22 protein-coding genes are annotated in these 24,479 nt (G+C 69.3%); 18 read left to right on the top strand and 4 right to left on the bottom strand.

The window, feature by feature from the left end; genetic code table 11:
* Positions 1–5 precede the first annotated feature (5 nt).
* From fmdA to QM772_RS06775, 10 genes are read left to right on the top strand one after another with little or no spacing between them, the layout of a single operon-like run.
* Positions 6–1,232 (top strand): formamidase, encoded by a 1,227-nt coding sequence (fmdA, locus tag QM772_RS06820; RefSeq protein WP_415134833.1) that lies wholly within the window; start codon positions 6–8, stop codon positions 1,230–1,232.
* Positions 1,233–1,257: 25 nt separating this feature from the next.
* Positions 1,258–1,599: an FmdB family zinc ribbon protein gene (locus tag QM772_RS06815; RefSeq protein ID WP_415134831.1), complete on the top strand. Its 342-nt coding sequence runs from the start codon at positions 1,258–1,260 to the stop codon at positions 1,597–1,599.
* 13 nt (positions 1,600–1,612) lie between these two features.
* The gene (locus QM772_RS06810) at positions 1,613–2,650 is read left to right on the top strand and encodes an aliphatic amidase (protein WP_415134829.1); all 1,038 of its coding nucleotides are present in this window, start codon (positions 1,613–1,615) and stop codon (positions 2,648–2,650) included.
* Complete coding sequence (locus QM772_RS06805) at positions 2,650–3,462, top strand: CbbQ/NirQ/NorQ/GpvN family protein (RefSeq protein WP_415134827.1); 813 nt, start codon at positions 2,650–2,652, stop codon at positions 3,460–3,462. The genes QM772_RS06810 and QM772_RS06805 overlap by 1 nt, the downstream gene beginning before the upstream one ends.
* A complete protein-coding gene (locus tag QM772_RS06800) occupies positions 3,455–5,038 on the top strand; it encodes a nitric oxide reductase activation protein NorD (RefSeq protein ID WP_415134825.1) in 1,584 nt (527 codons plus the stop codon). The genes QM772_RS06805 and QM772_RS06800 overlap by 8 nt, the downstream gene beginning before the upstream one ends.
* Positions 5,039–5,068: 30 nt before the next feature.
* Entirely contained in the window at positions 5,069–5,371 is a 303-nt protein-coding gene (locus QM772_RS06795) for an urease subunit gamma (RefSeq protein ID WP_415134823.1), read from the top strand.
* A gap of 50 nt (positions 5,372–5,421) precedes the next feature.
* Positions 5,422–6,015 carry a HupE/UreJ family protein gene (locus QM772_RS06790; RefSeq protein ID WP_415134821.1) on the top strand — a complete coding sequence of 198 codons (594 nt, stop codon included), beginning with the start codon at positions 5,422–5,424 and terminating at the stop codon, positions 6,013–6,015.
* 11 nt (positions 6,016–6,026) lie between these two features.
* Positions 6,027–6,332 carry an urease subunit beta gene (locus QM772_RS06785; RefSeq protein ID WP_415134819.1) on the top strand — a complete coding sequence of 102 codons (306 nt, stop codon included), beginning with the start codon at positions 6,027–6,029 and terminating at the stop codon, positions 6,330–6,332.
* On the top strand, positions 6,332–8,077 hold the full coding sequence (gene ureC / locus QM772_RS06780; RefSeq protein ID WP_415134817.1) for an urease subunit alpha: 1,746 nt from the start codon (positions 6,332–6,334) through the stop codon (positions 8,075–8,077). Before QM772_RS06785 ends, ureC begins: the two co-directional genes overlap by 1 nt.
* Positions 8,078–8,082: 5 nt before the next feature.
* Complete coding sequence (locus tag QM772_RS06775) at positions 8,083–8,550, top strand: GNAT family N-acetyltransferase (protein ID WP_415134815.1); 468 nt, start codon at positions 8,083–8,085, stop codon at positions 8,548–8,550.
* Between the two features lie 86 nt (positions 8,551–8,636).
* Here the strand turns inward: QM772_RS06775 and QM772_RS06770 are convergent, their stop codons facing one another.
* Positions 8,637–10,163, bottom strand: coding sequence for an aldehyde dehydrogenase family protein (locus QM772_RS06770; RefSeq protein ID WP_415134813.1), 1,527 nt, complete (start codon positions 10,161–10,163; stop codon positions 8,637–8,639).
* Positions 10,164–10,325: 162 nt separating this feature from the next.
* Here QM772_RS06770 and ureE point away from each other — a divergent pair, with 162 nt between their 5' ends.
* A complete protein-coding gene (ureE, locus tag QM772_RS06765; protein WP_415134811.1) occupies positions 10,326–10,814 on the top strand; it encodes an urease accessory protein UreE in 489 nt (162 codons plus the stop codon).
* 148 nt (positions 10,815–10,962) lie between these two features.
* On the top strand, positions 10,963–11,631 hold the full coding sequence (locus QM772_RS06760; protein ID WP_415139501.1) for an urease accessory protein UreF: 669 nt from the start codon (positions 10,963–10,965) through the stop codon (positions 11,629–11,631).
* A 51-nt stretch (positions 11,632–11,682) separates the two neighbouring features.
* Here the strand turns inward: QM772_RS06760 and QM772_RS06755 are convergent, their stop codons facing one another.
* Positions 11,683–12,684 (bottom strand): ABC transporter substrate-binding protein, encoded by a 1,002-nt coding sequence (locus QM772_RS06755; RefSeq protein ID WP_415134809.1) that lies wholly within the window; start codon positions 12,682–12,684, stop codon positions 11,683–11,685.
* A 142-nt stretch (positions 12,685–12,826) separates the two neighbouring features.
* On the opposite strand from QM772_RS06755, the gene ureG reads away from it, so the two are divergent.
* A complete protein-coding gene (gene ureG, locus QM772_RS06750; protein ID WP_415134807.1) occupies positions 12,827–13,468 on the top strand; it encodes an urease accessory protein UreG in 642 nt (213 codons plus the stop codon).
* Positions 13,469–14,284: 816 nt separating this feature from the next.
* Here ureG and metG read toward each other — a convergent pair.
* On the bottom strand, positions 14,285–16,363 hold the full coding sequence (gene metG, locus QM772_RS06745; protein ID WP_415134805.1) for a methionine--tRNA ligase: 2,079 nt from the start codon (positions 16,361–16,363) through the stop codon (positions 14,285–14,287).
* Positions 16,364–16,451: 88 nt separating this feature from the next.
* Between metG and apbC the strand changes: the two genes are divergently transcribed.
* Entirely contained in the window at positions 16,452–17,543 is a 1,092-nt protein-coding gene (gene apbC / locus QM772_RS06740; RefSeq protein ID WP_415134803.1) for an iron-sulfur cluster carrier protein ApbC, read from the top strand.
* A 150-nt stretch (positions 17,544–17,693) separates the two neighbouring features.
* Positions 17,694–18,437, top strand: coding sequence for a DUF2726 domain-containing protein (locus tag QM772_RS06735; protein ID WP_415134801.1), 744 nt, complete (start codon positions 17,694–17,696; stop codon positions 18,435–18,437).
* Positions 18,438–18,506: 69 nt separating this feature from the next.
* On the opposite strand, the gene QM772_RS06730 is transcribed toward QM772_RS06735, so the two are convergent.
* Positions 18,507–20,102 (bottom strand): benzoate-CoA ligase family protein, encoded by a 1,596-nt coding sequence (locus QM772_RS06730; RefSeq protein WP_415134799.1) that lies wholly within the window; start codon positions 20,100–20,102, stop codon positions 18,507–18,509.
* Positions 20,103–20,233: 131 nt separating this feature from the next.
* Here QM772_RS06730 and QM772_RS06725 point away from each other — a divergent pair, with 131 nt between their 5' ends.
* The 3 genes from QM772_RS06725 to boxB all read left to right on the top strand — a co-directional run bounded on the left by QM772_RS06725 (position 20,234) and on the right by boxB (position 24,448).
* Positions 20,234–21,175, top strand: a complete 942-nt coding sequence (locus tag QM772_RS06725) for a helix-turn-helix transcriptional regulator (RefSeq protein WP_415134797.1) — start codon at positions 20,234–20,236, stop codon at positions 21,173–21,175.
* A 100-nt stretch (positions 21,176–21,275) separates the two neighbouring features.
* Positions 21,276–22,937 carry a 2,3-epoxybenzoyl-CoA dihydrolase gene (boxC, locus tag QM772_RS06720; RefSeq protein WP_415134795.1) on the top strand — a complete coding sequence of 554 codons (1,662 nt, stop codon included), beginning with the start codon at positions 21,276–21,278 and terminating at the stop codon, positions 22,935–22,937.
* Positions 22,938–23,020: 83 nt separating this feature from the next.
* Positions 23,021–24,448, top strand: coding sequence for a benzoyl-CoA 2,3-epoxidase subunit BoxB (gene boxB, locus QM772_RS06715; RefSeq protein WP_415134793.1), 1,428 nt, complete (start codon positions 23,021–23,023; stop codon positions 24,446–24,448).
* Positions 24,449–24,479 lie beyond the last annotated feature (31 nt).

The raw sequence follows: 24,479 nt of genomic DNA, 5'->3' as shown, positions 1-24,479 counted from the left end.
AGCAAATGCCCGATACGCTCATCAAGGTCGATCTGACCCAACCCGCGCCCAGCAACGAATTGGTGCACAACCGCTGGCACTCCGATGTGCCGATGGCTTGCTGGGTCAACCCCGGCGATGACTTCGTGCTGGAGACGTATGACTGGACCGGCGGCTTCATCAAGAACAACAACAGCGCCGACGACGTGCGCGACGTGGATCTGACCACCGTGCATTACCTCTCTGGCCCGGTGGGCCTGAAGGGCGCCGAGCCCGGCGACCTGCTGGTGGTGGATTTGCTGGACATCGGTGCCAAGGACGACAGCCTCTGGGGTTTCAACGGTTTCTTCAGCAAGACCAACGGCGGCGGTTTCCTGACCGACCACTTCCCGGCCGCGCAGAAATCCATCTGGGACTTCCACGGCATGTTCACCACCTCGCGCCACGTGCCGGGCGTGAAGTACGCCGGCCTCATCCACCCCGGCCTGATCGGCACGCTGCCCGACCCGAAGATGCTGGCCACCTGGAACGCGCGCGAACAGGCGCTGATCGACAGCGACCCCACCGCCGGCCTGGCCAACCCGCCGTTCGCCGCCACCGCCCACTGCGGCAAGGCCACGGGTGATCTTCAGGCCAAGATCGCCGCCGAGGGCGCGCGCACCGTGCCGCCGCGCGAACACGGCGGCAACTGCGACATCAAGGATTTGTCGCGTGGCTCCAAGATCTTCTTTCCGGTCTACGTCGATGGCGCTGGCCTCTCGGTGGGCGACCTGCACTTCAGCCAGGGCGATGGCGAGATCACCTTCTGCGGTGCCATCGAGATGGCCGGCTGGGTGCATATGAAGGTCAGTCTCATCAAGGGCGGCATGGCCAAGTACGGTATCAAGAACCCGATCTTCAAGCCCAGCCCCATCGTGCCGACCTACAACGACTACGTCATCTTCGAAGGCATCAGCGTCGATGAATCGGGCAAGCAGTACTACCTGGACGTGAACGTGGCCTACAAGCAGGCCTGCCTGAACGCCATCGAGTACCTGAAGAAGTTCGGCTACTCCGGCGCGCAGGCGTACTCCATCCTGGGCACGGCGCCGGTGCAGGGCCACATCAGTGGCGTGGTGGACATCCCCAACGCCTGCGCCACCCTGTGGCTGCCGACGCAGATCTTCGACTTCGACATCAACCCGAACGCCGCCGGCCCCGTCAAGCACCTGGACGGCAGCATCGACATGCCGATCTCCTACGACCTGAAGTAAACCGCCGTTCCAGGAGAGGCCGCCCATGCCCACTTATGACTACGCCTGCCCAAGCTGCGGCGGCTTCGATGCCTTCCGCGCCCTGAGCGAGCGCAACGAGCCGGTGGCCTGCCCCGAGTGCGGCGCGGCCTCGGCGCGGGTGTTCGCCAGTGCGCCGCGCCTGGCGCTGCTGGACGGCGGCACGCGCCGCGCGCTCGACGTGAACGAACGCGCGCGCCACGAGCCGAAAAGCTCGCGCGACTACCAGCGGCTGAAGCATCCGGCCGGCTGCGGCTGCTGCTCGGGCGGGCGCGCCAAGGCCACCGTCACGGCGCCGACTGGGGCGAAATCCTTCCCCTCCAAGCGTCCCTGGATGATTTCGCATTGAAGGAGTCGAGACCATGATGCACGGAGACATTTCCAGTAGCGCCGACACCGTCGGCGTGGCCGTCGTCAACTACAAGATGCCGCGCCTGCACACCAAGGCCGAGGTGCTGGACAACGCGCGCAAGATCGCCGACATGCTCGTCGGCATGAAGCAGGGCTTGCCCGGCATGGACCTGGTGATCTTCCCCGAGTACAGCACCCACGGCATCATGTACGACGCCAAGGAGATGTACGACACCGCCGCCAGCGTGCCCGGCGAGGAAACCGAGATCTTTTCCGCCGCCTGCCGCAAGGCGAAGGTCTGGGGCGTGTTCTCGCTGACCGGGGAGCGCCACGAGGAACACCCGAACAAGGCGCCCTACAACACCCTGATCCTGATGAACGACCAGGGCGAGATCGTGCAGAAGTACCGCAAGATCATGCCCTGGGTGCCCATCGAGGGCTGGTACCCCGGCAACTGCACCTACGTCAGCGACGGCCCCAAGGGCCTGAAGATCAGCCTGATCATCTGCGACGACGGCAACTACCCGGAGATCTGGCGCGACTGCGCCATGAAGGGCGCCGAACTCATCGTGCGCTGTCAGGGCTACATGTACCCCGCCAAGGATCAGCAGGTGCTGATGGCCAAGGCGATGGCCTGGGCCAACAACAGCTACGTGGCGGTCGCCAATGCGGCCGGCTGGGACGGCGTGTACAGCTACTTCGGCCACAGCGCGCTGATCGGATTCGACGGCCGCACGCTGGGCGAATGCGGCGAGGAGGAATACGGCGTGCAGTACGCCGCCCTCTCCAAGAGCCTGATCCGCGACTTCCGCAGGAACGGCCAGAGCGAGAACCACCTGTTCAAGCTGATGCACCGCGGCTATACCGGCATGATCAACTCCGGCGACGGCGACCAGGGCATGGCCGTCTGCCCGTACGACTTCTACGGCAAGTGGGTGAACGACCCCGAGGGCACGCGCAAGGCCGTGGAGGCGATCACGCGCGACACCGTCGGCACGGCCGAATGCCCGATCGACGGCATTCCCCACGCGGCGCCGGCGCACCGCTGATGGCGCCCGATCCGCTGGCCGCCTGGCGGCTGGCCGGCGAGCCGTTCTACCGCGCCAGCGGCGACGAAATCCGCCTGTGCATGCTGGCCTTCGAGCGCCGGCTGCCGCTGCTGCTCAAAGGCCCCACCGGCTGCGGCAAGACGCGCTTCGTCGAGCACATGGCCTGGCGGCTCGGGCGTCCGCTGGTCACGCTGGCCTGCAACGAGGATATGACCGCCTCCGACCTGCTCGGCCGCTACCTGATCGACGCCGAGGGCACCCGCTGGCACGACGGGCCGCTGACGCAGGCCGTGCGCCACGGCGCCATCTGCTACCTCGACGAAGTGGTCGAAGCCCACCGCGACACCACCGTGGTGATCCACCCGCTGGCCGACACGCGGCGCGTGCTGGCGTTGGAGCGGCGCGGCGAGCTGGTGCCCGCGCATCCCGACTTCCAGCTCGTCATCTCCTACAACCCCGGCTACCAGGAGCGCGGCAAGGACCTCAAGCCCTCCACGCGCCAGCGCTTCGTCGCGCTGGAGTTCGGCTACCCCGCGCCCGAGGTCGAGGCCGCCATCGTGGCGCACGAGGCCGGCGTGGCGCCCGAGCTGGCCGCGCGCCTGGTGGAGTGGGCGCGCGGCAGCCGGGCACTGCGCCCGCAGGGGCTGGAAGAGGGCGCTTCCACGCGCATGCTGGTACGCGCCGGGCAACTGCTGGCCGCCGGCGCCGCCCCCGCGCAGGCGTGCGACCTGGCGCTGGTTTGCGCCCTGACCGACGACGCCGACACGGCGCGCGCGCTGCGCGAGCTGGTGGCGGCCTGCTTCGGTGGATGAGGGCGAGCGCCGCGCGCTGACGCTGCTGTTGCGCAGCCTCGGCGCGCGGCGCCTGTCGGTGCAGCCGCTGCCGGCTCCGGCCGACGCCGACCACGCGCGGCGCCAGCGCCCCATCCTCACCGACGACGCACTGCTGCTGCCGTCCGCGCTCGACTTCGCCACCGCGCGCGCCGCCGTGGCGCACGCGGCGGCGCACCTGTGCCATTCCACGCCACACCAGCCGGCCGGCACACTCAAGCCGATCAGCCTGCTGGTGATCGCCAGCGTGGAAGACGCCCGCGTCGAGCGCCTGCTGGCGCGCCGGCTGCCCGGCGTGCGCGCGTGGTTCCTGCACGGTTTGCGCGAACAGGCCGCCGACGGGCTGGCGCTGGACGCGCTGCTCGGCCGCCTGGGCCGCGCGCTGGCCGACGAGCGCTGGGCCGACCCCAACCCCTGGGTGCACAAGGCGCGCACGCTGTTCGCCTGCGCCGAGGCGGCGCACGGCCTGCACGACGCGGCGCCGTTCCGCGCCCTGGCCGCCGTGCTGGCGAACGACCTGGGGCAGATGCGCGTGCGGATCGACACGCGGCAGTTCGTGCCGCCCTTCGCCTACCGCGACGACCATTCCTGGCTGTGGGCGCACGCGGCCACGGCGGCCGAGCCGACGCCGCGGGCCCGCCCCGACACGCCCGGCAACGCCGCCGCGCCCCCGCCGCCCGAGGCCAGCTCCCCCCGGCGCATCCTGTACGGCGAATGGAACTACCGATCGCACCACATGCGTGCCGATTGGTGCACCGTAATGGAGCATTCGCACGTCTCTGGTGCCAATGCCTGGCCCGTGACCGACTATCCCCGCCTCGCTCTGGGTGCCGCGCCGCAGGGCACGCGCCGCCAGCGCCTGCGCCGCCAGCGCGAGGGTGACACGCTCGACCTCGACGCCTGCATCCGCTGGGCCGCCGACCTGCGCACCGGCCAGCCGCCCGACGCGCGCCTGTTCGAGCGCCGCCCCCGCCGCGCCGAGCCGGCCGCGCTGCTGGTGCTGATGGACTTGTCGCAATCCACGCTCGACGCCGTGCCCGGCGGCGGCGCGACGCTGCTGGCGCTGGCCCGGCAGGCGGCGCTGGCGCTGGCCGTGGCGGGCCGCGCCACTGGCGACCGCGTGGCGGTGCACGGCTTTTCGTCGAACACGCGGCACGCCGTGGCCTACACCCGGCTGCTGGAGGCGGGCGACCCGCTCGATACCGCCGCGCTGGCGCGTATCGCCGCCGCGCCGGCCCGGCATTCGACCCGCCTGGGCGCGGCGCTGCGCCACGCCACCACGCTGCTGGCCGGCGCGCGGGCGGCGCGCCGGGCGCTGTTCGTGCTGACCGACGGCCAGCCCAGCGACATCGACGTGCACGACCACCGCTACCTGACCGAGGACGCGCGCCACGCCGTGCGCGAAGCCGCCGCGCGCGGCGTCACCGTGCTGGGCCTGGGCACCGACGCCAGCGCCGCGCCCGAACTGCGGCGCATCTTCGGCCGCCATGCCCGCGTCGCGGCCACGGCGCGGCGGCTGCCCGAGGAACTGCTCGCCCTGTACGCCCTGGGCTGCTAAGCTGGCCCGAGTGTTGCATCGGAGCCCTGCATGGAACTCACTCCGCGAGAAAAAGACAAGCTGCTGATCTTCACCGCCGCCCTGCTGGCCGAACGCCGCCGCGCGCGCGGGCTGAAGCTGAACTACCCCGAGGCCGTGGCCCTGATCAGCGCCGCCGTGATGGAAGGCGCGCGCGACGGCCGCAGCGTGGCCGAGCTGATGAGCGCCGGCCGCGAGGTGCTGACCCGCGCCGACGTGATGGAGGGCGTGCCCGAGATGATCCCCGACATCCAGGTCGAAGCCACCTTCCCAGACGGCACCAAGCTCGTGACCGTGCACGAGCCGATCATCTGACTTTCAAGCCTTTTTGGCATCCAGCCCTTATCCAGAAAGCGTAACCAGCTATGAAAAAGATACTCATCATCGCCCTCGCCACCCTGCCCGTGGCCGCCCTGGCCCACGTTGGCGGCCAGCCGCACACGCACGGCCTGGCCGGCAGCCTGGCGCAGGGTTTCATGCACCCGTTCACCGGCCTCGACCATCTCGCCGCCATGCTGGCCGTGGGTGCGTGGAGCGCGCTGGCCGTGCGCCCCGCCTGGCGCGCGCCCGCCGCGTTCGTGGCGCTGCTGGTGCTGGGCGCGCTGGCGGGCTTCGGCGGCCTGTGGGTGCCGGGCGTGGAGCCGATGATCGCGGCCTCCGTGCTCGTGCTGGGCCTGCTGGTGGCGGTTCACCGGCGCATGCCCTGGGGCGCGGCCGCTGTCCTGGCGGGCGTGTTCGCGTTCTTCCACGGCGCGGCGCACGGCTACGAGCTGGCGGGCGACGGCGGCGCGGCGGCCTTCGGCACGCTGGCGGGCATGGCGGCCGGCTCCGCCGTGCTGCACGTCGCGGGCATGCTGCTGGGCCACGCCGTGATGCAGCGCCACCCCTGGGTCGCCCGCGCGGGCGGCGCGGCCACGGCGCTGCTGGGCGCGTTCATGCTGACCCGGCTGGCGATGTAAGGGGCGCGCGAATGATCCCTGGTGAATTCATCCTCGATGACGGCGCGCACGCGCTCAACCCCGGCCGCCGCACCGCCACGCTGGTGGTGAAGAACGCCAGCGATCGGCCCGTCCAGGTCGGCTCGCACTACCACTTCGCCGAGACCAACGCGGGCCTGGAATTCGACCGCGCCGCCGCGCGCGGCATGCGCCTCAACATCGCATCAGGCATGGCCGTGCGCTTCGAGCCGGGCCAGCAGCGCACGGTGGAACTGGTGGATATCGCGGGCGACCGGCGCATCTACGGTTTTCGCGGCCTGGTCCAGGGAGCACTGTGATGGCGACGATCGACCGGCGCGCCTACGCCGAAACCTATGGCCCCACCGTGGGCGACCGCGTGCGGCTGGCCGACACGGGCCTGGTCATCGAGGTGGAAAAAGACTTCACCCTGGCCGCGGGCGGCTACGGCGAGGAGGTCAAGTTCGGCGGCGGCAAGACCATCCGCGACGGCATGGCGCAATCGCAGCGCTCGCGCGCCGAAGGGGCGGTCGATACGGTGCTGACCAACGCGCTGATCCTCGACCACTGGGGCATCGTCAAGGCCGACATCGGCCTGAAGGACGGGCGCATCGCCGCCATCGGCAAGGCCGGCAACCCGGATACGCAGCCGGGCGTTCAAATTGTCATCGGCCCCGGCACCGAGATCATCAGCTGCGAAGGCCACATCGTCACCGCCGGCGGCATCGACAGCCACATCCACTTCATCTGCCCGCAGCAGATCGAGGAGGCGCTGGCCAGCGGCGTGACCACCATGCTCGGCGGCGGCACCGGGCCGGCCACCGGCACCTTCGCCACCACCTGCACGCCCGGCCCGTGGCACATCGAGCGCATGCTGCAAGCGGCCGACGCCTTCCCGATGAACCTGGGCTTCCTCGGCAAAGGCAACGCCAGCCTGCCCGGCGCGCTGCACGAGCAGATCCACGCGGGCGTGATCGGCCTGAAGCTGCACGAGGACTGGGGCACCACGCCCAGCGCCATCAGCAACTGCCTCGACGTGGCGGAGCTGGAGGACGTGCAGGTGGCGATCCACTCCGACACGCTCAACGAATCGGGCTTCGTGGAAGACACCATCGCCGCCACCAAGGGCCGCTCCCTGTGCGCCTTCCACACCGAGGGCGCGGGCGGCGGGCACGCGCCCGACATCCTGAAGGTGGTGGGCGTGGAGAACTTCCTGCCGTCCTCGACCAATCCCACCATGCCCTACACGCGCAACACGCTGGACGAGCACGTGGACATGCTCATGGTCTGCCACCACCTCGACCCCGCCATCGCCGAGGACCTGGCCTTCGCCGAAAGCCGCATCCGCAAGGAGACCATCGCCGCCGAGGACATCCTGCACGACATGGGCGCCATCAGCATGATGAGCAGCGACAGCCAGGCCATGGGCCGCGTGGGCGAGGTCGTCATCCGCACCTGGCAGACGGCGCACAAGATGAAGGCGCAGCGCGGGTGGCTCGCCCCCCATGCCGTTCGCGCTGAGCCTGTCGAAGCGCTTTCCCGCAACGACAACTTCCGCGCCAAGCGCTACGTCGCCAAATACACCATCAACCCCGCGATTTCCCACGGCATCAGCCACGAGGTCGGCAGCCTGGAGGCGGGCAAGTGGGCCGACATCGTGATCTGGAAGCCGGCCTTCTTCGGCGTCAAGCCCGCCTGCATCCTCAAGGGCGGCAGCATCGCGATGGCCGCGATGGGCGACCCCAACGCCAGTATCCCCACGCCGCAGCCCGTGCACTACCGGCCCATGTTCGGCGCCTTCGGCGGCAGCACTGCCCGCAGCAGCCTGACCTTCGTCTCGCAGGCCGCTTTCGGCGCCGGCGTGCGGCAGCGCTACGGCCTGCAAAAGACCGTGAGCGCCGTGCGGAACATCCGCGGCGTGCGCAAGCAGCACATGGTCCACAACGGCCTGGCGCCGCGCATGGAGATCGACGCGCAGACCTACACCGTGCGCGCCGACGGCGAGCTGCTGGTGTGCGAGCCGGCGACCAGCCTGCCGATGGCGCAGCGGTACTTCCTGTTCTGACGGTGGTGCGAGAGCTGCGCATCCATCTGGATGCCGATCTGCGCGACCCGCGCGTCGCCGTCTTCCTGGAGGAGCACCTGGCGGACATGCGGCGCGTCTCGCCGCCCGAGAGCGTGCACGCGCTGGACCTGGGCGCCCTGCGCCAGCCCGGCATCCGGTTCTGGACGGCCTGGTTCGGCGAGACGCTGGTGGCCACCGCCGCCTTGAAGCATCTGGATCAGCGGCACGCCGAACTCAAGTCCATGCGCACCGCCGCCGCGCTGCGCGGCCGGGGCATCGCGGCCCGGATGCTGGCGCACGTCATGGCCGAGGCCCGCGCCCTGGGCCATTCGCGCCTGAGCCTGGAGACCGGCAGCCAGCCCTTCTTCGCGCCGGCCCGCGCGCTCTACGCCCGGCACGGCTTCCAGGCGTGCGGGCCTTTCGGCGACTACGCCGCCGACCCCAGCAGCCACTTCATGACGCGCGCGCTGTGAATACCTGCGGGTTTATGAATGAAATAGGCCGCCAGCGCTTGCTGGGCAAGCGCCGGCAGCTATCTTTTTTAAAGTTCCGGCCGGCGTCAGAAGAAGCCCAGCGCCTTCGGGCTGTAGCTGACCAGCAGGTTCTTGGTCTGCTGGTAGTTCTTCAGCGCCATCTTGTGCGTCTCGCGGCCGATGCCAGACTTCTTGTAGCCGCCGAAGGCCGCGTGCGCCGGGTACAGGTGGTAGCAGTTGGTCCACACGCGCCCGGCCTGGATGGCGCGGCCCATCTGGTAGGCCTGCGTGCCGTTGCGCGTCCACACGCCCGCGCCCAGGCCGTAGGTGGTGTCGTTGGCGATGGCGATGGCTTCTTCCCGGGTCTTGAAGGTGGTCACCGAGCCCACGGGGCCGAAGATCTCCTCCTGGAACACACGCATGTCGTTCTTGCCGAACAGCAGCGTGGGCTTGACGAAGAAGCCCTCGTCCAGCTCCTGCCCGGGCCGGTGGCGCTCGCCGCCGGTGAGGCACTGCGCGCCCTCCTGGCGGCCGACGTCGATGTAGCCCAGGATGCGGTCCATCTGCTGCTTCGACACCTGCGCGCCCACCATGGTGCTGAGTTCCAGCGGGTGGCCCTGCTTCATGGTCTGCACGCGCTTGACGGCGCGCTCGATGAAGCGCTCGTAGATCGACTCCTGGATCAGCATGCGCGAGGGGCAGGTGCAGACCTCGCCCTGGTTCAGCGCGAACATCGAGAAGCCTTCCATCGCCTTGTCGAGGAACTCGTCGTCCGCGTCCATCACGTCGGCGAAGAAGATGTTGGGGCTCTTGCCGCCCAGCTCCACGGTGGAGGGGATCAGGCTGTCGGCCGCCGCGCGCAGGATGCGCTGGCCCACGGCGGTGGAGCCGGTGAAGGCGATCTTGGCGATGCGCGGGCTGGTGGCCAGCGCCTCGCCCGCCTCCTTGCCGAAGCCGTTGACCACGTTGACCACGCCGGGCGGCAGCAGGTCGCCGATCAGCTCCATCAGCACCATGATCGAGGCCGGCGTCTGCTCGGCGGGCTTCAGCACCACGCAGCAGCCCGCGGCCAGCGCCGGCGGCAGCTTCCAGCAGGCCATCAGCAGCGGGAAGTTCCACGGGATGATCTGCCCCACCACGCCGATGGGTTCGTGGAAGTGGTAGGCCACCGTGGTCTCGTCGATCTCGGAGAGGCTGCCCTCCTGCGCGCGGATGCAGCCGGCGAAGTAGCGGAAGTGGTCGATGGCCAGCGGCAGGTCGGCCGCCATGGTCTCGCGCAGGGGTTTGCCGTTGTCGATGGTCTCGGCCACCGCCAGGCGCTGGAGGTTCTGCTCCATGCGGTCGGCGATGCGCAGCAGGATGTTGGAGCGCTCGGCCACCGGCGTCTTGCCCCACTTGTCCTGCGCGGCGTGGGCGGCGTCCAGCGCCAGGTTCACGTCGGCGGCGTCGGAGCGCGCCACCTTGCAGAACGGCTGGCCGGTGATGGGCGAGACGTTCTCGAAATACTGCCCCGCCACCGGCGCCACCCACTTGCCGCCGATGAAGTTGTCGTACTGCGCCTTGTACGGGAAGGCGAGGTCGAGGTTGAAACGCTTGAGCTCGAACATGTCCATGCTTGTCTCCTGGTCGTTGAAGATCGGCGGGCGGCCGCCTGCCGAAGGCTCCACTGTAAGCCGTTGCCCGCCCGTGGGGGCCGAAACAGTTGTCGGCACGGGGGCCTGGCGGGCCGCGCTGGCTATATTGATTGACTCAACCATTCCTGTGCAGTTATCGCCATGCTCATCGCCAACAAACTCATGCCCCAGGGCCGCGGCCTCGCGCCCGTGCTGGTCAAACGCGCCGCCACCGTGGAGCTGGACTGGGACGTGCGCCAGAAAAGCCGCTTCGACACCACCGACTCGCAGGGCCGGCGCATCGGCGTGTTCCTGCCGCGCGGCACCGCCGTGCGCGGCGGCGACGTGCTGGTGGCCGAGGACGGCTCGCTGGTGTGCGTGATCGCAGCAAAGCAGCAGGTGCTGCGCATCACGCACTGCCCCGCGCACGGCACGCCGTTCGACCTGACGCGCGCCGCCTACCACCTGGGCAACCGGCACGTGCCGATCGAGCTGAGGCCGGACTACCTCCAGATCGAGCCCGACCACGTGCTGGCCGACATGCTGCGCGCCATGCACCTGATCGTGACCGAGGCGCAGGCGCCCTTCGAGCCCGAGGGCGGCGCCTATGGCGGCCATGCGCATGGACACGGACATGACCACGCGCACTGATCGTCCCGACAGCCCTGCTCCCCTCTCCCCTCGCGGGAGAGGGGTTGGGGGAGAGGGGGTGCCATCGCACCCGAACGCATGCCCCCCCTCTCCCCAACCCTCTCCCGCGAGGGGAGAGGGAGAAACTGCCGAAGGCTTCGGCAGCACCCTGCCCGCCGCGAGCCTGCTGCAACTCATCTGGCTGGCCTCGCCCGCGCTGCCGGTGGGCGGCTTCTCGTATTCCGAGGGGCTGGAGGCGGCCGTCGAATGGGCCGGCGTCGATTCGGAAGCGCGCGCGCGGGACTGGCTGGTGGACCAGCTGCACCTGGGCCTGGCGCGCGGCGACCTGGCCGTGGTGGCCGAGGCCGTGCGCGCCTGGCGGGCCGATGACCTTGCCCGTATTGCCGCGCTCGACGCCTGGGTGCTGGCCACGCGCGAATCGGCCGAGTTCCGCTTGCAGGCCGAGCAGATGGGCCGCTCCTTCCTCGAATGGCTCAAGCTCCACCACGCCGACGCGGCCGCTTGCTGCGCCGGGCTGGCGCCGACCTACCCGGTCGCCTTCGCCCTCGCCGCCGCGCGCAGCGGCGCCGGCGTGCGCGAGGGCTGCCTGGCCTTCGCCTTCGGCTGGGCCGAGAACATGACTGCCGCCGCCGTCAAGGCCGTGCCGCTGGGCCAGAGCGCCGGCCAGCGCATGCTGGCGCGGCTGGCGCGCGAGATCCCCGCCGCCGTCGATGATGCGCTGACGCGCACCGACGACACGCGGCAGTCCTTCAGCCCCATGCTCGCCATCCTGTCGGCGCGGCACGAGGCCCAGTATTCGCGGCTGTTCCGCTCCTGAGCGTTTCTTGGCGCGGCCTGGCGCTATCGGGCCCGGCGGCGAGGCGCTCTCTCAGCCGGCCAGGAACTGGTCGGTGTAGAGATCCTTGAGCGGGGTCTCGCGCTCGACGATGTTGCGCATGCGATAGAAGTTCTGCACCCTCTGCAGGCGCAGGGCGCTGACCTCGCCCGGTATGCGCTGCCCGGGATAGACGTGCTGCGCGTAGTAGCGCACGATGTCGCGCACCATGTCTTCCTTGCCCTTGTGCTGCGGGAATCTGGCCGTGATCGCGGCGGCGGCCGCGTCGGGCTGGGCGATGGTGTCGGCCAGGCCGCGCAGGGTGGCGCGCACGAAGGCGTGCAGCACCCGGGGGCGCGCGGCGATCGTCTGGTCGCTGCTGATCATGGCCTGCGCCAGGCTGGGGAAGAACTCGTCGGAGCGGAAGGTCATGGTCTTGATGCCGCTGCGCAGCACCGGCACCGCCCAGTCCGGCACGCCGGCCATGGCGTCGGCCTTGCCGTCGATCATCATCTGGTAGACCCCCGTGGGGCCGGCGGGCACGATCTTCAGCTCATCGGCCCGCACGCCGATGGACGAGAGAAAGCCAAGCAGGGTGAAATACGTCGTGTCCGTGGTCGAGGTCACGCTGATGGTCTTGCCGCGGAAATGCTCGGGCGCGTAAATGCCGCTTTCTCGCCGGATCAGGATCTGTGTCAACGACTTGCCGCCCAGTACCGCGATGGCCTTGATCGGCAGGCCGTGCGGGCGCATCAGTATCGGCGTGTCGCCCGTGCCGCCACCCAGGTCGAACTCGCCGGCCGCCACGCGCTTGGCCACTTCGGCGCCGCCGGCCACCGTCTGGAAATCCACTTCCAGCCCTTCGTTGGCGTAGTAGCCCTTGATCAGGGCGAGGCTGATGGGGGTGAAGGCCGGCAGAAAAGCCGGTGCCGGCAGCGCGTAGCGCACCTTCTCGGCGGCAAGCGTCCGGCGCGGCAATGCGGCCGCGGCGAGCAGGCCCGCCAGCAGAAACTGCTTGCGGCTGAGTACGGGCGGTGCGGAGATCTCGTGAGACAAGGAATACTCCTAGCAGATCAATTTTCCGAGTGTAGCCACGGCGAACGCGCTATCTCGTGGCGCGGGCGCATCGCAGGCCTGTGCCTGCGGGCGGTGCGTGGACCATGTCACAATTTCGCCTGATTTTCCCGGGACTTCTCCCATGCCCCTGCACCACATCCCCCACCGCACCAAGAAGCTGCCGCCGCTGCGTGTGGGCATCGGCGGCCCCGTCGGCTCCGGCAAGACCACGCTGCTGGAGATGCTGTGCAAGGCGATGCGCGAGCGCTACGACCTGATCGCCATCACCAACGACATCTACACCAAGGAAGACCAGCGCCTGCTCACCGTCAGCGGCGCGCTGCCGGCCGAGCGCATCATGGGCGTGGAGACGGGCGGCTGCCCGCACACGGCGATCCGCGAGGACGCGTCGATCAACCTGGAGGCCATCGACCGCATGCTCGGCCAGTTTCCCGACGCCGACGTGGTGTTCGTGGAGAGCGGCGGTGACAACCTGGCGGCTACCTTCAGCCCGGAGCTGTCGGACTTGACCATCTACGTGATCGACGTGGCGGCGGGGGAGAAGATCCCGCGCAAGGGCGGGCCGGGCATCACCAAGAGCGACCTGTTCGTGATCAACAAGACCGACTTGGCGCCGCATGTGGGCGCCAACCTCGATGTGATGCGCGCCGACACCGAGCGGATGCGGGGGGAGAGGCCGTTCGTGATGACGAATCTGAAGACGTTGGAGGGGCTTCAGGGGGTGGTGGCGTTCATCGAGGGGCGGGGGATGTTGGGTTCCTGATTGCTACTTGTTTGGTAGCTGGTAGCGCTTGCTGGGCGGGCGCTAGACGCCTCTTTGACTCTTAATCTTCTAGCGTTTGCTGGAAGCGCTGTCGGCCGGGATTTCGCCCCGGCGGGCGACCTACTTTCTTTGCTTCGCCAAAGAAAGTAGGCAAAGAAAGGCGACCCCACTGGGCGTGTCCCTCCGCTGCGCTGCGGGCAACCTGCGATGCTCGCGGCCGGGGTGCCGCCGCAGAACTCACTGCGCGCTGCGCGCTCCGTTCAGACAACCGCGGCGAGTCAGATCACGAAGCGCGTGCATGCTGCGCTGCACGCGCGCACCCCGGCCACTGCGCTTCTCGGCACGTCCAGAGGGGAAGTGGAACGCCAACGGGCCATCGCTGCGCTCGGCCCCGATCACGCGGCGCGAAGCGCCCGCGCCTTGGGGGCCGAGCGCAGCGATGGCCCGAATGGACTTCACCACCCCTCTGCGCGTGCCGAGGAGCGCAGGGCGTGGGGCGGGCGCGTGCAGCGCAGCATGCATGCGCTTCGTGATCTGACTCACTGCGGTTGTCTGAGCGAAGTGCGGAGCACGCAGCGAGTTCCGCAGTGCCGCCCCAGGACCGAGCACCGCAGGTTGCCCCGTAGCGCAGCGAAGGGACACGCGAAGTGGGGTCGCCTTTCTTTGCCTACTTTCTTTGGCGAAGCAAAGAAAGTAGGTCGCCCGCCGGGGCGAAATCCCGGCCGACAGCGCCTCCAGCAAACACCAAAGAAATAAGAGCCAAATCGGCCCCCAGCGCCCGCCCAGCAAGCGCCACCAGCTACAAAAAGAGGAGTTTCAGCGCACCCGCATGCCGGGCTGTGCCCCTGGCCAAGGCTCCAGCACATAGATGCCGGGCTGCGCCTTCTCATCCGCGTGCCCCGCCGCCAGCACCATCCCCTCGCTGACGCCGAACTTCATCTTGCGCGGCGCCAGGTTCGCCACCAGCACGGTGAGCTTGCCCTTGAGCTGCCCGGGCTGGTACATGCTGGCGATGCCGGAAAAGACGTTGCGCATCCGCCCCTCGCCAGCGTCCAGCGTCAGCCGCAGCAGCTTGGTCGAGCCCTCGACCGCCTCGCAGTCCACGATGCGGGCGATGCGCAGGTCGATCTTGGCGAAGTCGTCGATCCCGATGGTCGGCGCCAGCGCCTCGCCGCCGGGCAGCGCTGCTTCTGTTTCGATAGCTGCCAGCGCTTGCGGAGCGGGCGCTGGCGGCTCGAACAAGGCTTCAAGCTGCTTCATGTCCACGCGCTGCATCAGGTGCTTGTACTCGCCGATCTGCGCCCCGGCGCCCAGCGGTGTCTTCACGTCCTCGAAGCTCTCCGGCGGCACCATCAGGAACACCGCCACCTCGCCCGCCAGCCGCGGCAGGATGGGCTTGAGGTAGAGGGTGAGGATGCGGAACGCCTCGATGCAGGCGGTGCACACGTCGTGCAGGCGCTCGTCCTGGCCGGCCTGCTTGGCCAGCTCCCAGGGCTTGTTGGCGTCCACGTAGGCGTTCACGCGGTCGGCCAGGGCCATGACCTCGCGCACCACCTTGCCGAACTCGCGCTGCTCGTAGAGCTGCGTCACCGTGGGCAGCGCGGCGCGCAGCTGGTCCAGCAGCTGCACGCCGTCGGCCGTGACCTCGCCCAGGCGGCCGCCCGAGCGCTTGCCGATGAAGCCGGCCGCGCGCGAGGCGATGTTGATGTACTTGCCGACCAGGTCGGCATTCACGCGCAGCATGAAGTCCTCGGCGTTGAAGTCGATGTCCTCGTTGCGGCCCGACAGCTTGGCGGCCAGGTAGTAGCGCAGCCACTCGGCGTTCATGCCCAGTTGCAGGTACTTCAGCGGGTCCAGGCCGGTGCCGCGGCTCTTGCTCATCTTCTCGCCGTTGTTGACGGTGAGGAAGCCGTGCACGAACACCTTGTCGGGCACCTTGCGGCCGCTGAACTTCAGCATGGCGGGCCAGAACAGCGTGTGGAAGGTGATGATGTCCTTGCCGATGAAGTGCACCTGCTCCAGCCCGGGCTGGGCCATGTACTGCGCGTAGTCCAAGCCTTGCCTGCCCAGCAGGTTCTTCAGGCTGGCGAGGTAGCCGACGGGCGCGTCGAGCCAGACGTAGAAGTACTTGCCCGGCGCGCCGGGGATGTCGATGCCGAAGTAGGGCGCGTCGCGGCTGATGTCCCAGTCGCCCAGCCTGGCCTTGCCGTCCTCGTCCTGGCCGAACCACTCGCGCACCTTGTTGGCCACCTCGGGTTGCAGGCGGCCGTCCTGCGTCCATTGTTCGAGGAACTCGACGCAGCGCGGGTCGGACAGGCTGAAGAAAAAATGCTCGCTGGTCTTCAGCTCGGGCCGCGCGCCGGTGAGGGCGGAGTAGGGCGCGATCAGCTCGGTGGGCGCGTAGACGGCGCCGCACACCTCGCAGTTGTCGCCGTACTGGTCCTTGGCGTGGCAGCGCGGGCACTCGCCCTTGATGAAGCGGTCGGGCAGGAACATGCCCTTCTGCGGGTCGAAGAACTGCTCGATGGTGCGCGTGGCGATCAGGCCGGCGGCCTTCAGGTCGGTGTAGATGGCCTGCGCCAGCGCGGTGTTCTCGGGGCTGTGGGTGCTGTGCCAGTTGTCGTGGCTGATGAGAAAGCCGTCCAGGTACTGCTGGCGCCCGGCGGCGATGCCGGCCACGAACTGCTCGGGCGTCTGGCCCGCCTTCTCGGCCGCGATCATGATGGGGGCGCCGTGCGCGTCGTCGGCGCCGACGAACTTCACCTCCGCGCCCATCATGCGCTGGAAGCGCACCCAGATGTCGGCCTGGATGTACTCCATGATGTGGCCGATGTGGAAGGTGCCGTTGGCGTACGGCAGGGCGGTGGTGACGAAGAGCTGGCGCGGGGCGGTCATGCGGAACCTGCGTGGGGCGAAAAGAACCGCGCATTTTAGGGAATGGGGGCTCCCGTAGACTCGGGCTCCTACTTTGCAGAGCAATCCCATGGCGATTTCCGAGCAGGCCGTGCTGGCCGCCCTGGCCGGCGTGACCGATCCCCACACCGGCCAGGACTTCGTGTCCACCAGGCAACTGAAGAACCTGCGCATCGACGGTGCCGACGTGTCCTTCGACGTCGAGCTGGGCTACCCGGCCGCCAGCCAGATCCCCGCGCTGCGCCAGGCGCTGGTCGCCGCCGCGCGCGGCGTGCCGGGCGTGGGCCACGTGTCGGCCCACGTCACCTCCAAGGTGATCGCCCACGCCGTGCAGCGCGGCGTGCAGCTGCTGCCGCAGGTGAAGAACATCGTCGCCGTCGCTTCGGGCAAGGGCGGCGTGGGCAAGAGCACCACGGCCGCCAACCTGGCGCTGGCGCTGGCCGCCGAAGGCGCGCGCGTGGGCCTGCTGGACGCCGACATCTACGGCCCCAGCGTGCCGATCATGATGGGCGTGGGCGGCCAGCCGCAGAGCCTGGACGGCAAAAGCATGGAGCCGCTGGAGAGCCACGGCGTGCAGGTGATGTCGATCGGCTTCCTGGTGAAGCCCGACGACGCGATGATCTGGCGCGGCCCCATGGCCACCCAGGCGCTCGACCAACTGCTGAACCAGACCCACTGGAAGGACCTGGACTACCTCGTGGTGGACATGCCGCCGGGCACGGGCGACATCCAGCTTTCCCTGTGCCAGCGCGTGCCCATCACCGGCGCGGTGATCGTCACCACGCCGCAGGACATCGCCCTGGCCGACGCGCGCAAGGGCGTGGCGATGTTCGAGAAGGTGGGCGTGCCCATCCTCGGCGTGGTCGAGAACATGGCGGTGCACGTGTGCGCCAACTGCGGGCACGTGGAGCACATCTTCGGCGCCGGCGGCGGCCAGCGCTACGCGGCCCAGAAGGGGCTGGACTACCTGGGCGCGCTGCCGTTGGCGCTCACTATCCGCGAACAGGCCGATTCCGGCCGGCCCACGGTGGTGGCCGACCCCGATGGCGAGATCGCCGCGCTCTACAGGGGCATGGCGCGCCAGGTGGCGGTGCGCATCGCCGCCAGGGCCAAGGACTTCTCCGGCAAGTTCCCCTCGATCAAGATTTCGCGCGACACCTGATGCTCTGCTTTTTGTAGCTGCCGGCGCTTTACAGGCGGGCGCTGGAGGCCGATTTCACTGATGAATCCGGCCCTGCGGACTCCTCTGAACAGGTGATGGCGCGGCCGGCGGGCTTGCGGTATGGTGCGTGCCATCAGGGGGTGTTGCCGCATGGATGCATCGAGTTTCTTCGCGCCGTGGCTGGAGCGCTGGCAGGCGCTGGCGGGTGACGGCTGGGGGCCGGCCGCCAGCACGGCGATCGCGCTGCTGGCGCTGGCCCTGCTGTGGCGCGCCGTGCGCCGCGCGCCCCGGCCGCGGGCCCCGTACGACCCGCGCGGCGACCAGTTCGCCTACACCGCCCCCATTACCGAGGAGCAGATCGCGCTGCTGCACTACCTGCAGCGGGCCTTCCCCGAAGGCGCGGTGCTGTTCCGCCCCCGGCTGGCGCGCTTCCTCGCCGTGCGCAAGAGCCGCCAGCGGCTGGGCGCGCAGCAGCGGCTGGCCGAGGCGCAGGTGGACTTCCTGATCTGCGCCGAGGACGGCAAGCCGCTGTTCGCCTTCGAGGTCGATGCCTTCAAGGACAAGGACGACCCGCTGCTGCAGCGCGAGGCGGCCGAGAAGAACCTGATGCTCAAGACCGCCGGCATCCGCCTGATCCGCCTGAAGGGCGCGCACGTCAACTGGCCGCCGCCCGAGATCCTGCGCCTGCGCATGCTGGCCGCGCAGCGCACCCCGGGGGTGGAGGCGCGGCCTTCGGGCTTCGGGCCGTCGGAGTTCGCCACCTCCAGCTTCATGGAACCCAGCGGGTTCGCGCATTCACGCGGCGCGCCTTCCAGCGTGATGGGCCTGTCCACGCTGATGGGCATGGAGCCGGTCGAGGGCGACCCGTGGGCGAACGTGCGCAAGCGCTCCTGAAGGCCGAATTGCTATTTCTTCAATAGCTGCCGGCGCTTGTCCATCAAGCGCTGGAGGCTGTTTTGACCATCAATCCAAACCGCTCTTCCGCTCCTGCTCGCGCAGCCTGAAGCGCTGGATCTTGCCCGTCGCCGTCTTCGGCAGCTCCTGCACGAAGGCGATGAAGCGCGGGTACTTGTAGGGCGCCAGGCGGTCCTTCACGAAGTTCTGCAACCCGCCCTCGGTGGCCTCCGCGCCCGGCTTCAGCACCACGAAGGCCTTGGTCTTGACCAGGCCGTCGGCGTCTTCCGTGCCGATCACGGCCGCCTCCAGCACGGCGGGGTGCTGCACCAGCGTGGCCTCCACCTCGAAGGGGCTGACGTAGATGCCGCTCACCTTCAGCATGTCGTCGCTGCGGCCGCAGTAGGTGTAGCTGCCGTCGGCGTTGCGCACGTACTTGTCGCCCGACTTGGTCCAGCCGCCCTGGAAGGTCTCGCGCGTCTTGGCGCGGTTGCCCCAGTACATCAGGGCGGCGCTGGGGCCGTGGATGTAGAGGTCGCCCGGCTCGCCGTCGGGCACCGGGCCGCCGTTCTCGCCGCGCAGCGCGATCTCGTAGCCCGGCACCGGCCAGCCGGTGCTGCCGTAGCGCACCCGGTCCGGCCGGTTGGAGAGGAAGATGTGCAGCATCTCGGTGGAGCCGATGCCGTCCACGATGTCCACGCCGAAATGCGCCTTGAAGCGCTCGCCGATCTCCGCCGGCAGCGCCTCCCCGGCCGAGGACACCAGCCGCATCGCCACCTGCTCGCGCGGCGGCAGCGCCGGGTGCGCCAGCATGCCGGCGAAACCGGTGGGCGCGCCGAAGAACACGGTGGGCTTGATGCTTCCCACGCCACCCGTCCAGCGCTTGAAGGTGGCGTCGGGCGTGGGGCGCTCGCCCATCAGCAGCGTGGTGGCGCCCACCGTCATCGGGAAGGTGAGCGCGTTGCCCAGCCCGTAGGCGAAGAACAGCTTGGCGGCCGAGAAGCACACGTCGCTCTCGCGCAGGCCCAGCACCGCCTTGCCGTACAGCTCGCCCGTCCAGTACGGGTTGGCGTGCGCGTGCACCGTGCCCTTGGGGCGGCCGGTGGAGCCGCTGGAGTAGAGCCAGAACGCCGGGTCGTCGGCGCGCGTGGGCGCGGCGGCGGCCAGCGGCGCCTGGGCGGCCAGGAAAGTCTCGAAATCGACCTCGGAAGGGTGCGGCGGCACCTGCGGGTGCGAGACGATGACTTTCTGCACTTCGTGGTCGGCCTTGGTCAGCGCCGCGTTCAGCACCGGCAGCAGCGCGCCCGACACCAGCACCGCCTGCGCGCGTGAGTGCTCCAGCATGTAGGCGTAGTCGTCGGCCGTGAGCAGGGTGTTCACGGCCACCGGCACCAGGCCCCCGAACATGCTGCCGAGGAAGGCCACCGGCCAGTCGTTGCCGTCGTGCATCAGCAGCAGCACGCGCTCCTCGCGCCGCAGGTGCAGCGCGCGCAGGCCGGCGGCCAGGCGCCGCGCGCGCTCGGCCAGGGCGCCGTAGCTGAGCGCGCCGCCGTCGTCGATGAAGGCCGTCTTGGCGGCGCGGCCGGCGTTCAGGCCCAGCAGGTAGTCGGCGTAGTTGAAGCGCTCGGGCGGCGCGGCGACCGCGGGGGCGGCGGGGCTCGTCATGGGCTTGTCTCCGGTTGATCTTTTGCAGACCGCGTGGTGAAATGAATTATTGTGCGTGTCATCTTACGTGCATTAAAGTGCATGTCAAGCGGCGAGGTCGTCCTCGGCAAGCAGCAATCGGAATCCGCTCGATGGAATCAGACAACGGTATCGGCACGGCCTTGCAGGAGGCGCCGCGCGCAGCAGCGCAGGCGGAGGGCGCGCCGCGCCACCCCTTCCTGGTGGCGCTGGGCGAGCGCGTGCGCACCCTGCGCGCGCGCCGCGGGCTCACGCGCAAGGCGGTGGCGCAGGCGGCCGACGTGTCGGAGCGGCACCTGGCCAACCTCGAATACGGCACCGGCAACGCCTCCATCCTGGTGCTGCTGCAAGTGGCGCAGGCGCTGCACTGCGAGCTGAGCGAACTGCTGGGCGACGTGACCACCTCCTCGCCCGAGTGGCTGATGATCCGCGAGCTGCTGGAGCGCCGTGATGAGGGCGAACTGCGCCGCGCCCGGCTGGCGCTGTCGGAGCTGTTCCACGCCGCCGGCACGGCCGCGCGCGCGCGCACCACGCGCATCGCGCTGATCGGCCTGCGCGGGGCCGGCAAGTCCACGCTGGGCAAGCGCCTGGCCGACGACCTGGGCTACGCCTTCATCGAGCTGAGCCGCGAGATCGAGCAGTTCGCCGGTTGCAGCATCCACGAGATTCACAACCTGTACGGCACCAACGCCTACCGCCGCTACGAGCGCCGCGCGCTGGAGGAGGCGATCCAGATCTACCCCGAGGTGGTGATCGCCACGCCCGGCGGCCTGGTGGCCGACGCCGCCAACTTCAACCTGCTGTTGCAGCACTGCTTCACCATCTGGCTGGAGGCCGACCCGGCCGACCATATGGGCCGCGTGGCCGCCCAGGGCGACCTGCGGCCCATGGCCGGCAGCCCGGAGGCGATGGAGGACCTGAAGCGCATCCTGGCCGGCCGCGCGCCGTTCTACGCCAAGGCCGACCTGCGCTTCGACACCAGCGCGTTCGGCGAGGAGGATGCCTACCAGGCGCTGCGCCGGCGCGTGCGCGAAAGCCTGAGCCTGCCGCCCTGACATGCATTAAATTGCATTGACGGCGTTCAAGAGATGAATTATTATTCATTTCATGCCGGTGTTCATGAGCCGGCCCGACCGACCCGAGGACACACCCACGATGAGCGCCACGAACCCCCAGGTGGACTACCGCACCGACCCCAGCCAGTACCACCACATCAAGCTGTCGTTCGACGGCCCCATCGCCCGCCTGGCGATCGACATCGACGAGGACGCCGGCATCCGTCCCGGCTACAAGCTCAAGCTCAACAGCTACGACCTGGGCGTGGACATCGAGCTGCACGACGCCTTGCAGCGCATCCGCTTCGAGCACCCCGAGGTGCGCACCGTCGTCGTCACCAGCGGCAAGGACCGCGTGTTCTGCTCCGGCGCCAACATCTTCATGCTGGGCCTGTCCAGCCACGCCTGGAAGGTGAACTTCTGCAAGTTCACCAACGAGACGCGCAACGGCATTGAAGACTCGTCCAGGCACAGCGGCCTGAAGTTCCTCGCCGCGCTGGGCGGCGCCTGCGCCGGCGGCGGCTACGAGCTGGCCCTGGCCTGCGACGACATCGTGCTGGTGGACGACCGCTCCAGCTCCGTCAGCCTGCCCGAGGTGCCGCTGCTCGGCGTGCTGCCCGGCACCGGCGGCCTGACGCGCGTGACCGACAAGCGCCACGTGCGCCACGACCTGGCCGACATCTTCTGCACCACCAGCGAGGGCGTGCGCGGCCAGAAGGCCGTGGACTGGCGCCTGGTGGACGCCATCGCCAAGCCGCAGCGCTTCGACGCCGTGGTCGCCGAGCGCGCCGCCGCATTGGCTGAAAAGAGCGACCGGCCCGCGTCCGCCCAGGGCGTGCCGCTGCCGAAAGTGGAGCGCGAGGCGTCGGCCGACGGCCTGGCCTACAAGTACGTCACGGTGTCCATCGACCGCGCCCGCCGCGTGGCCACCTTCGTCGTCAAGGCCCCGGCCGGCGCGCAGCCGCAGGACGTCGCCGCCATCGAAGCCGCCGGCGCCGACTGGTACCCGCTGCGCATGGCGCGCGAGCTGGACGACGCCATCCTGCACATGCGCACCAACGAGCTGGACATCGGCGCCTGGGTGCTCAAGACCGAGGGCGATGCGGCGGCGGTGCTGGCCAGCGACGCCACGCTGCTGGCGCACCCCGGCCACTGGTTCGTGCGCGAGACGCTGGGCATGCTGCGCCGCACGCTGGCGCGGCTGGACGTGTCCTCGCGCAGCCTGTTCACGCTGGTCGAGCCGGGCTCGTGCTTCGCCGGCACGCTGGCCGAGCTGGCCTTCTGCGCCGACCGCGCCTACATGGCGGTGCTGCCCGACGAGCCCGAAAAGGCGCCCGTGCTGCAACTGAACCAACTGAACTTCGGCGCCTACCCCATGGTCAACGGCCAGTCGCGCCTGGCGCGCCGCTTCTACGAGGAAGAAGCGCCGCTGGCCGCCGCCAAAGCCGCCATCGGCCGTCCCCTGGGCGGCGACGAGGCCGAGAAGCTGGGCCTGGTCACCGCCGCGCTGGACGACATCGACTGGGCCGACGAGATCCGCATCGCCCTGGAAGAGCGCGCCGCCATGAGCCCCGACGCCCTCACGGGCCTGGAGGCCAACCTGCGCTTCGCCCAGGCCGAGAACATGTTCACGCGCATCTTCGGCCGCCTCTCGGCCTGGCAGAACTGGATCTTCCAGCGCCCCAACGCCGTCGGCGAGAAGGGCGCGCTCAAGGTCTACGGCAAGGGCGACAAGGCGCAGTTCGATCTCAATCGGGTTTGACCGGTTTATAAGCAAAAACGGGCTCCAGCGCCCGTCCATCAAGCGCCAGCAGCTATTGAATTCATAGTTTTGGAGACCCCACCATGAGCAGCATCAACTACAGCGAGAAGATCCCCAACAACGTCAACCTGGCGGAAGACCGCACGCTGCAACGCGCGCTGGAGCAGTGGCAGCCCAACTTCCTCGGCTGGTGGGACGACATGGGGCCGGACGGCAGCCAGAACTTCGACGTCTACCTGCGCACCGCCATCAGCGTGGACCCGCAGGGCTGGGCGCAGTTCGGCCACGTCAAGATGCCCGACTACCGCTGGGGCATCTTCCTCAACCCCGCCGAGGCCGACCGCAAGATCCACTTCGGCGACCACCTGGGCGAGAAGGCCTGGCAGGACGTGCCCGGCGAGCACCGCGCCAACCTGCGCCGCATCATCGTCACCCAGGGCGACACCGAGCCGGCCAGCGTCGAGCAGCAGCGCCACCTGGGCCTGACCTGCCCCAGCCAGTACGACCTGCGCAACCTGTTCCAGGTCAACGTCGAGGAAGGCCGCCACCTGTGGGCCATGGTGTACCTGCTGCACCGCTACTTCGGCCGCGACGGCCGCGAGGAGGCCGAGGCGCTGCTGGAGCGCCGCAGCGGCAACGCCGACAACCCGCGCATCCTGCAAGCCTTCAACGAGAAGACGCCCGACTGGCTGAGCTTCTTCATGTTCACCTACTTCACCGACCGCGACGGCAAGTTCCAGCTCTGCGCGCTGGCCGAGAGCGGGTTCGACCCGCTGGCGCGCACCACCAAGTTCATGCTGACCGAGGAGGCGCACCACATGTTCGTGGGCGAATCGGGCGTGGGCCGCGTGATCCAGCGCACCGTGAACGTGATGAACGAGCTGAAGACCGACGACGCGCAGAAGCTGCGCAACGCCGGCGTGATCGACTTGCCCACCATCCAGCGCTACCTGAACTTCCACTACAGCGTCACCATCGACCTGTTCGGCGCCGACGAGTCCAGCAACGCCGCCATCTTCTACTCCACCGGCCTGAAGGGCCGCTACGAGGAAGGCAAGCGCCAGGACGACCACCTGCTCAAGGGCCAGACCTACAAGGTGCTTCAAGTCGCGGACGGCAGGCTCACCGAGAAGGACGTGCCCATGCTCAACGCCCTCAACGAGGTGCTGCGCGACGACTACATCAAGGACTCGGTCGGCGGCGTCGAGCGCTGGAACCGCATCATCGACAAGGCCGGCATCCCGTTCCGGCTGAAGGTGCCGCACAAGGCCTTCCACCGCAACATCGGCTCGCTCTCGGGCGTGCGCGTCAACCCCGAGGGGCAGGTCGTCAGCCAGGCCGAATGGGACGCCAGGGCCCGGGACTGGCTGCCCACCGACGAAGACCGCGCCTACGTCGCCAGCCTGATGGGCCGCGTGGTCGAGCCCGGCAAGTTCGCCGGCTGGATCGCCCCGCCGGTGATGGGCATCAACCGCCAGCCGGTGGACTTCGAGTACGTGCGCTTCAACTGAAGCTTGCCGCATACTGACGCCGCATACCGAG

Origin of the sequence: Ottowia sp. (assembly GCF_047601385.1) — a bacterium.
Classification (GTDB): Bacteria; Pseudomonadota; Gammaproteobacteria; order Burkholderiales; family Burkholderiaceae_C; genus Ottowia.
The sequence above is the reverse complement of the archived record's forward strand: the minus strand, read 5'-3'. Positions and strand labels throughout refer to the sequence as shown.

What these genes read in the sequence shown, in the direction of transcription:
- QM772_RS06815 (WP_415134831.1), top strand. Translation starts at nt 1,258, where the DNA reads ATGCCCACTTATGACTACGCCTGCCCAAGCTGCGGCGGCTTCGATGCC.
- metG (WP_415134805.1), bottom strand. Translation starts at nt 16,363, where the DNA reads ATGACCGCCCCGCGCCAGCTCTTCGTCACCACCGCCCTGCCGTACGCC.
- QM772_RS06735 (WP_415134801.1), top strand. Translation starts at nt 17,694, where the DNA reads ATGGATGCATCGAGTTTCTTCGCGCCGTGGCTGGAGCGCTGGCAGGCG.
- boxC (WP_415134795.1), top strand. Translation starts at nt 21,276, where the DNA reads ATGAGCGCCACGAACCCCCAGGTGGACTACCGCACCGACCCCAGCCAG.
- ureE (WP_415134811.1), top strand. Translation starts at nt 10,326, where the DNA reads ATGCTCATCGCCAACAAACTCATGCCCCAGGGCCGCGGCCTCGCGCCC.
- fmdA (WP_415134833.1), top strand. Translation starts at nt 6, where the DNA reads ATGCCCGATACGCTCATCAAGGTCGATCTGACCCAACCCGCGCCCAGC.
- QM772_RS06790 (WP_415134821.1), top strand. Translation starts at nt 5,422, where the DNA reads ATGAAAAAGATACTCATCATCGCCCTCGCCACCCTGCCCGTGGCCGCC.
- ureG (WP_415134807.1), top strand. Translation starts at nt 12,827, where the DNA reads ATGCCCCTGCACCACATCCCCCACCGCACCAAGAAGCTGCCGCCGCTG.
- QM772_RS06730 (WP_415134799.1), bottom strand. Translation starts at nt 20,102, where the DNA reads ATGACGAGCCCCGCCGCCCCCGCGGTCGCCGCGCCGCCCGAGCGCTTC.
- QM772_RS06725 (WP_415134797.1), top strand. Translation starts at nt 20,234, where the DNA reads ATGGAATCAGACAACGGTATCGGCACGGCCTTGCAGGAGGCGCCGCGC.
- QM772_RS06795 (WP_415134823.1), top strand. Translation starts at nt 5,069, where the DNA reads ATGGAACTCACTCCGCGAGAAAAAGACAAGCTGCTGATCTTCACCGCC.
- QM772_RS06785 (WP_415134819.1), top strand. Translation starts at nt 6,027, where the DNA reads ATGATCCCTGGTGAATTCATCCTCGATGACGGCGCGCACGCGCTCAAC.
- QM772_RS06770 (WP_415134813.1), bottom strand. Translation starts at nt 10,163, where the DNA reads ATGGACATGTTCGAGCTCAAGCGTTTCAACCTCGACCTCGCCTTCCCG.
- boxB (WP_415134793.1), top strand. Translation starts at nt 23,021, where the DNA reads ATGAGCAGCATCAACTACAGCGAGAAGATCCCCAACAACGTCAACCTG.
- QM772_RS06805 (WP_415134827.1), top strand. Translation starts at nt 2,650, where the DNA reads ATGGCGCCCGATCCGCTGGCCGCCTGGCGGCTGGCCGGCGAGCCGTTC.
- ureC (WP_415134817.1), top strand. Translation starts at nt 6,332, where the DNA reads ATGGCGACGATCGACCGGCGCGCCTACGCCGAAACCTATGGCCCCACC.
- apbC (WP_415134803.1), top strand. Translation starts at nt 16,452, where the DNA reads ATGGCGATTTCCGAGCAGGCCGTGCTGGCCGCCCTGGCCGGCGTGACC.
- QM772_RS06810 (WP_415134829.1), top strand. Translation starts at nt 1,613, where the DNA reads ATGATGCACGGAGACATTTCCAGTAGCGCCGACACCGTCGGCGTGGCC.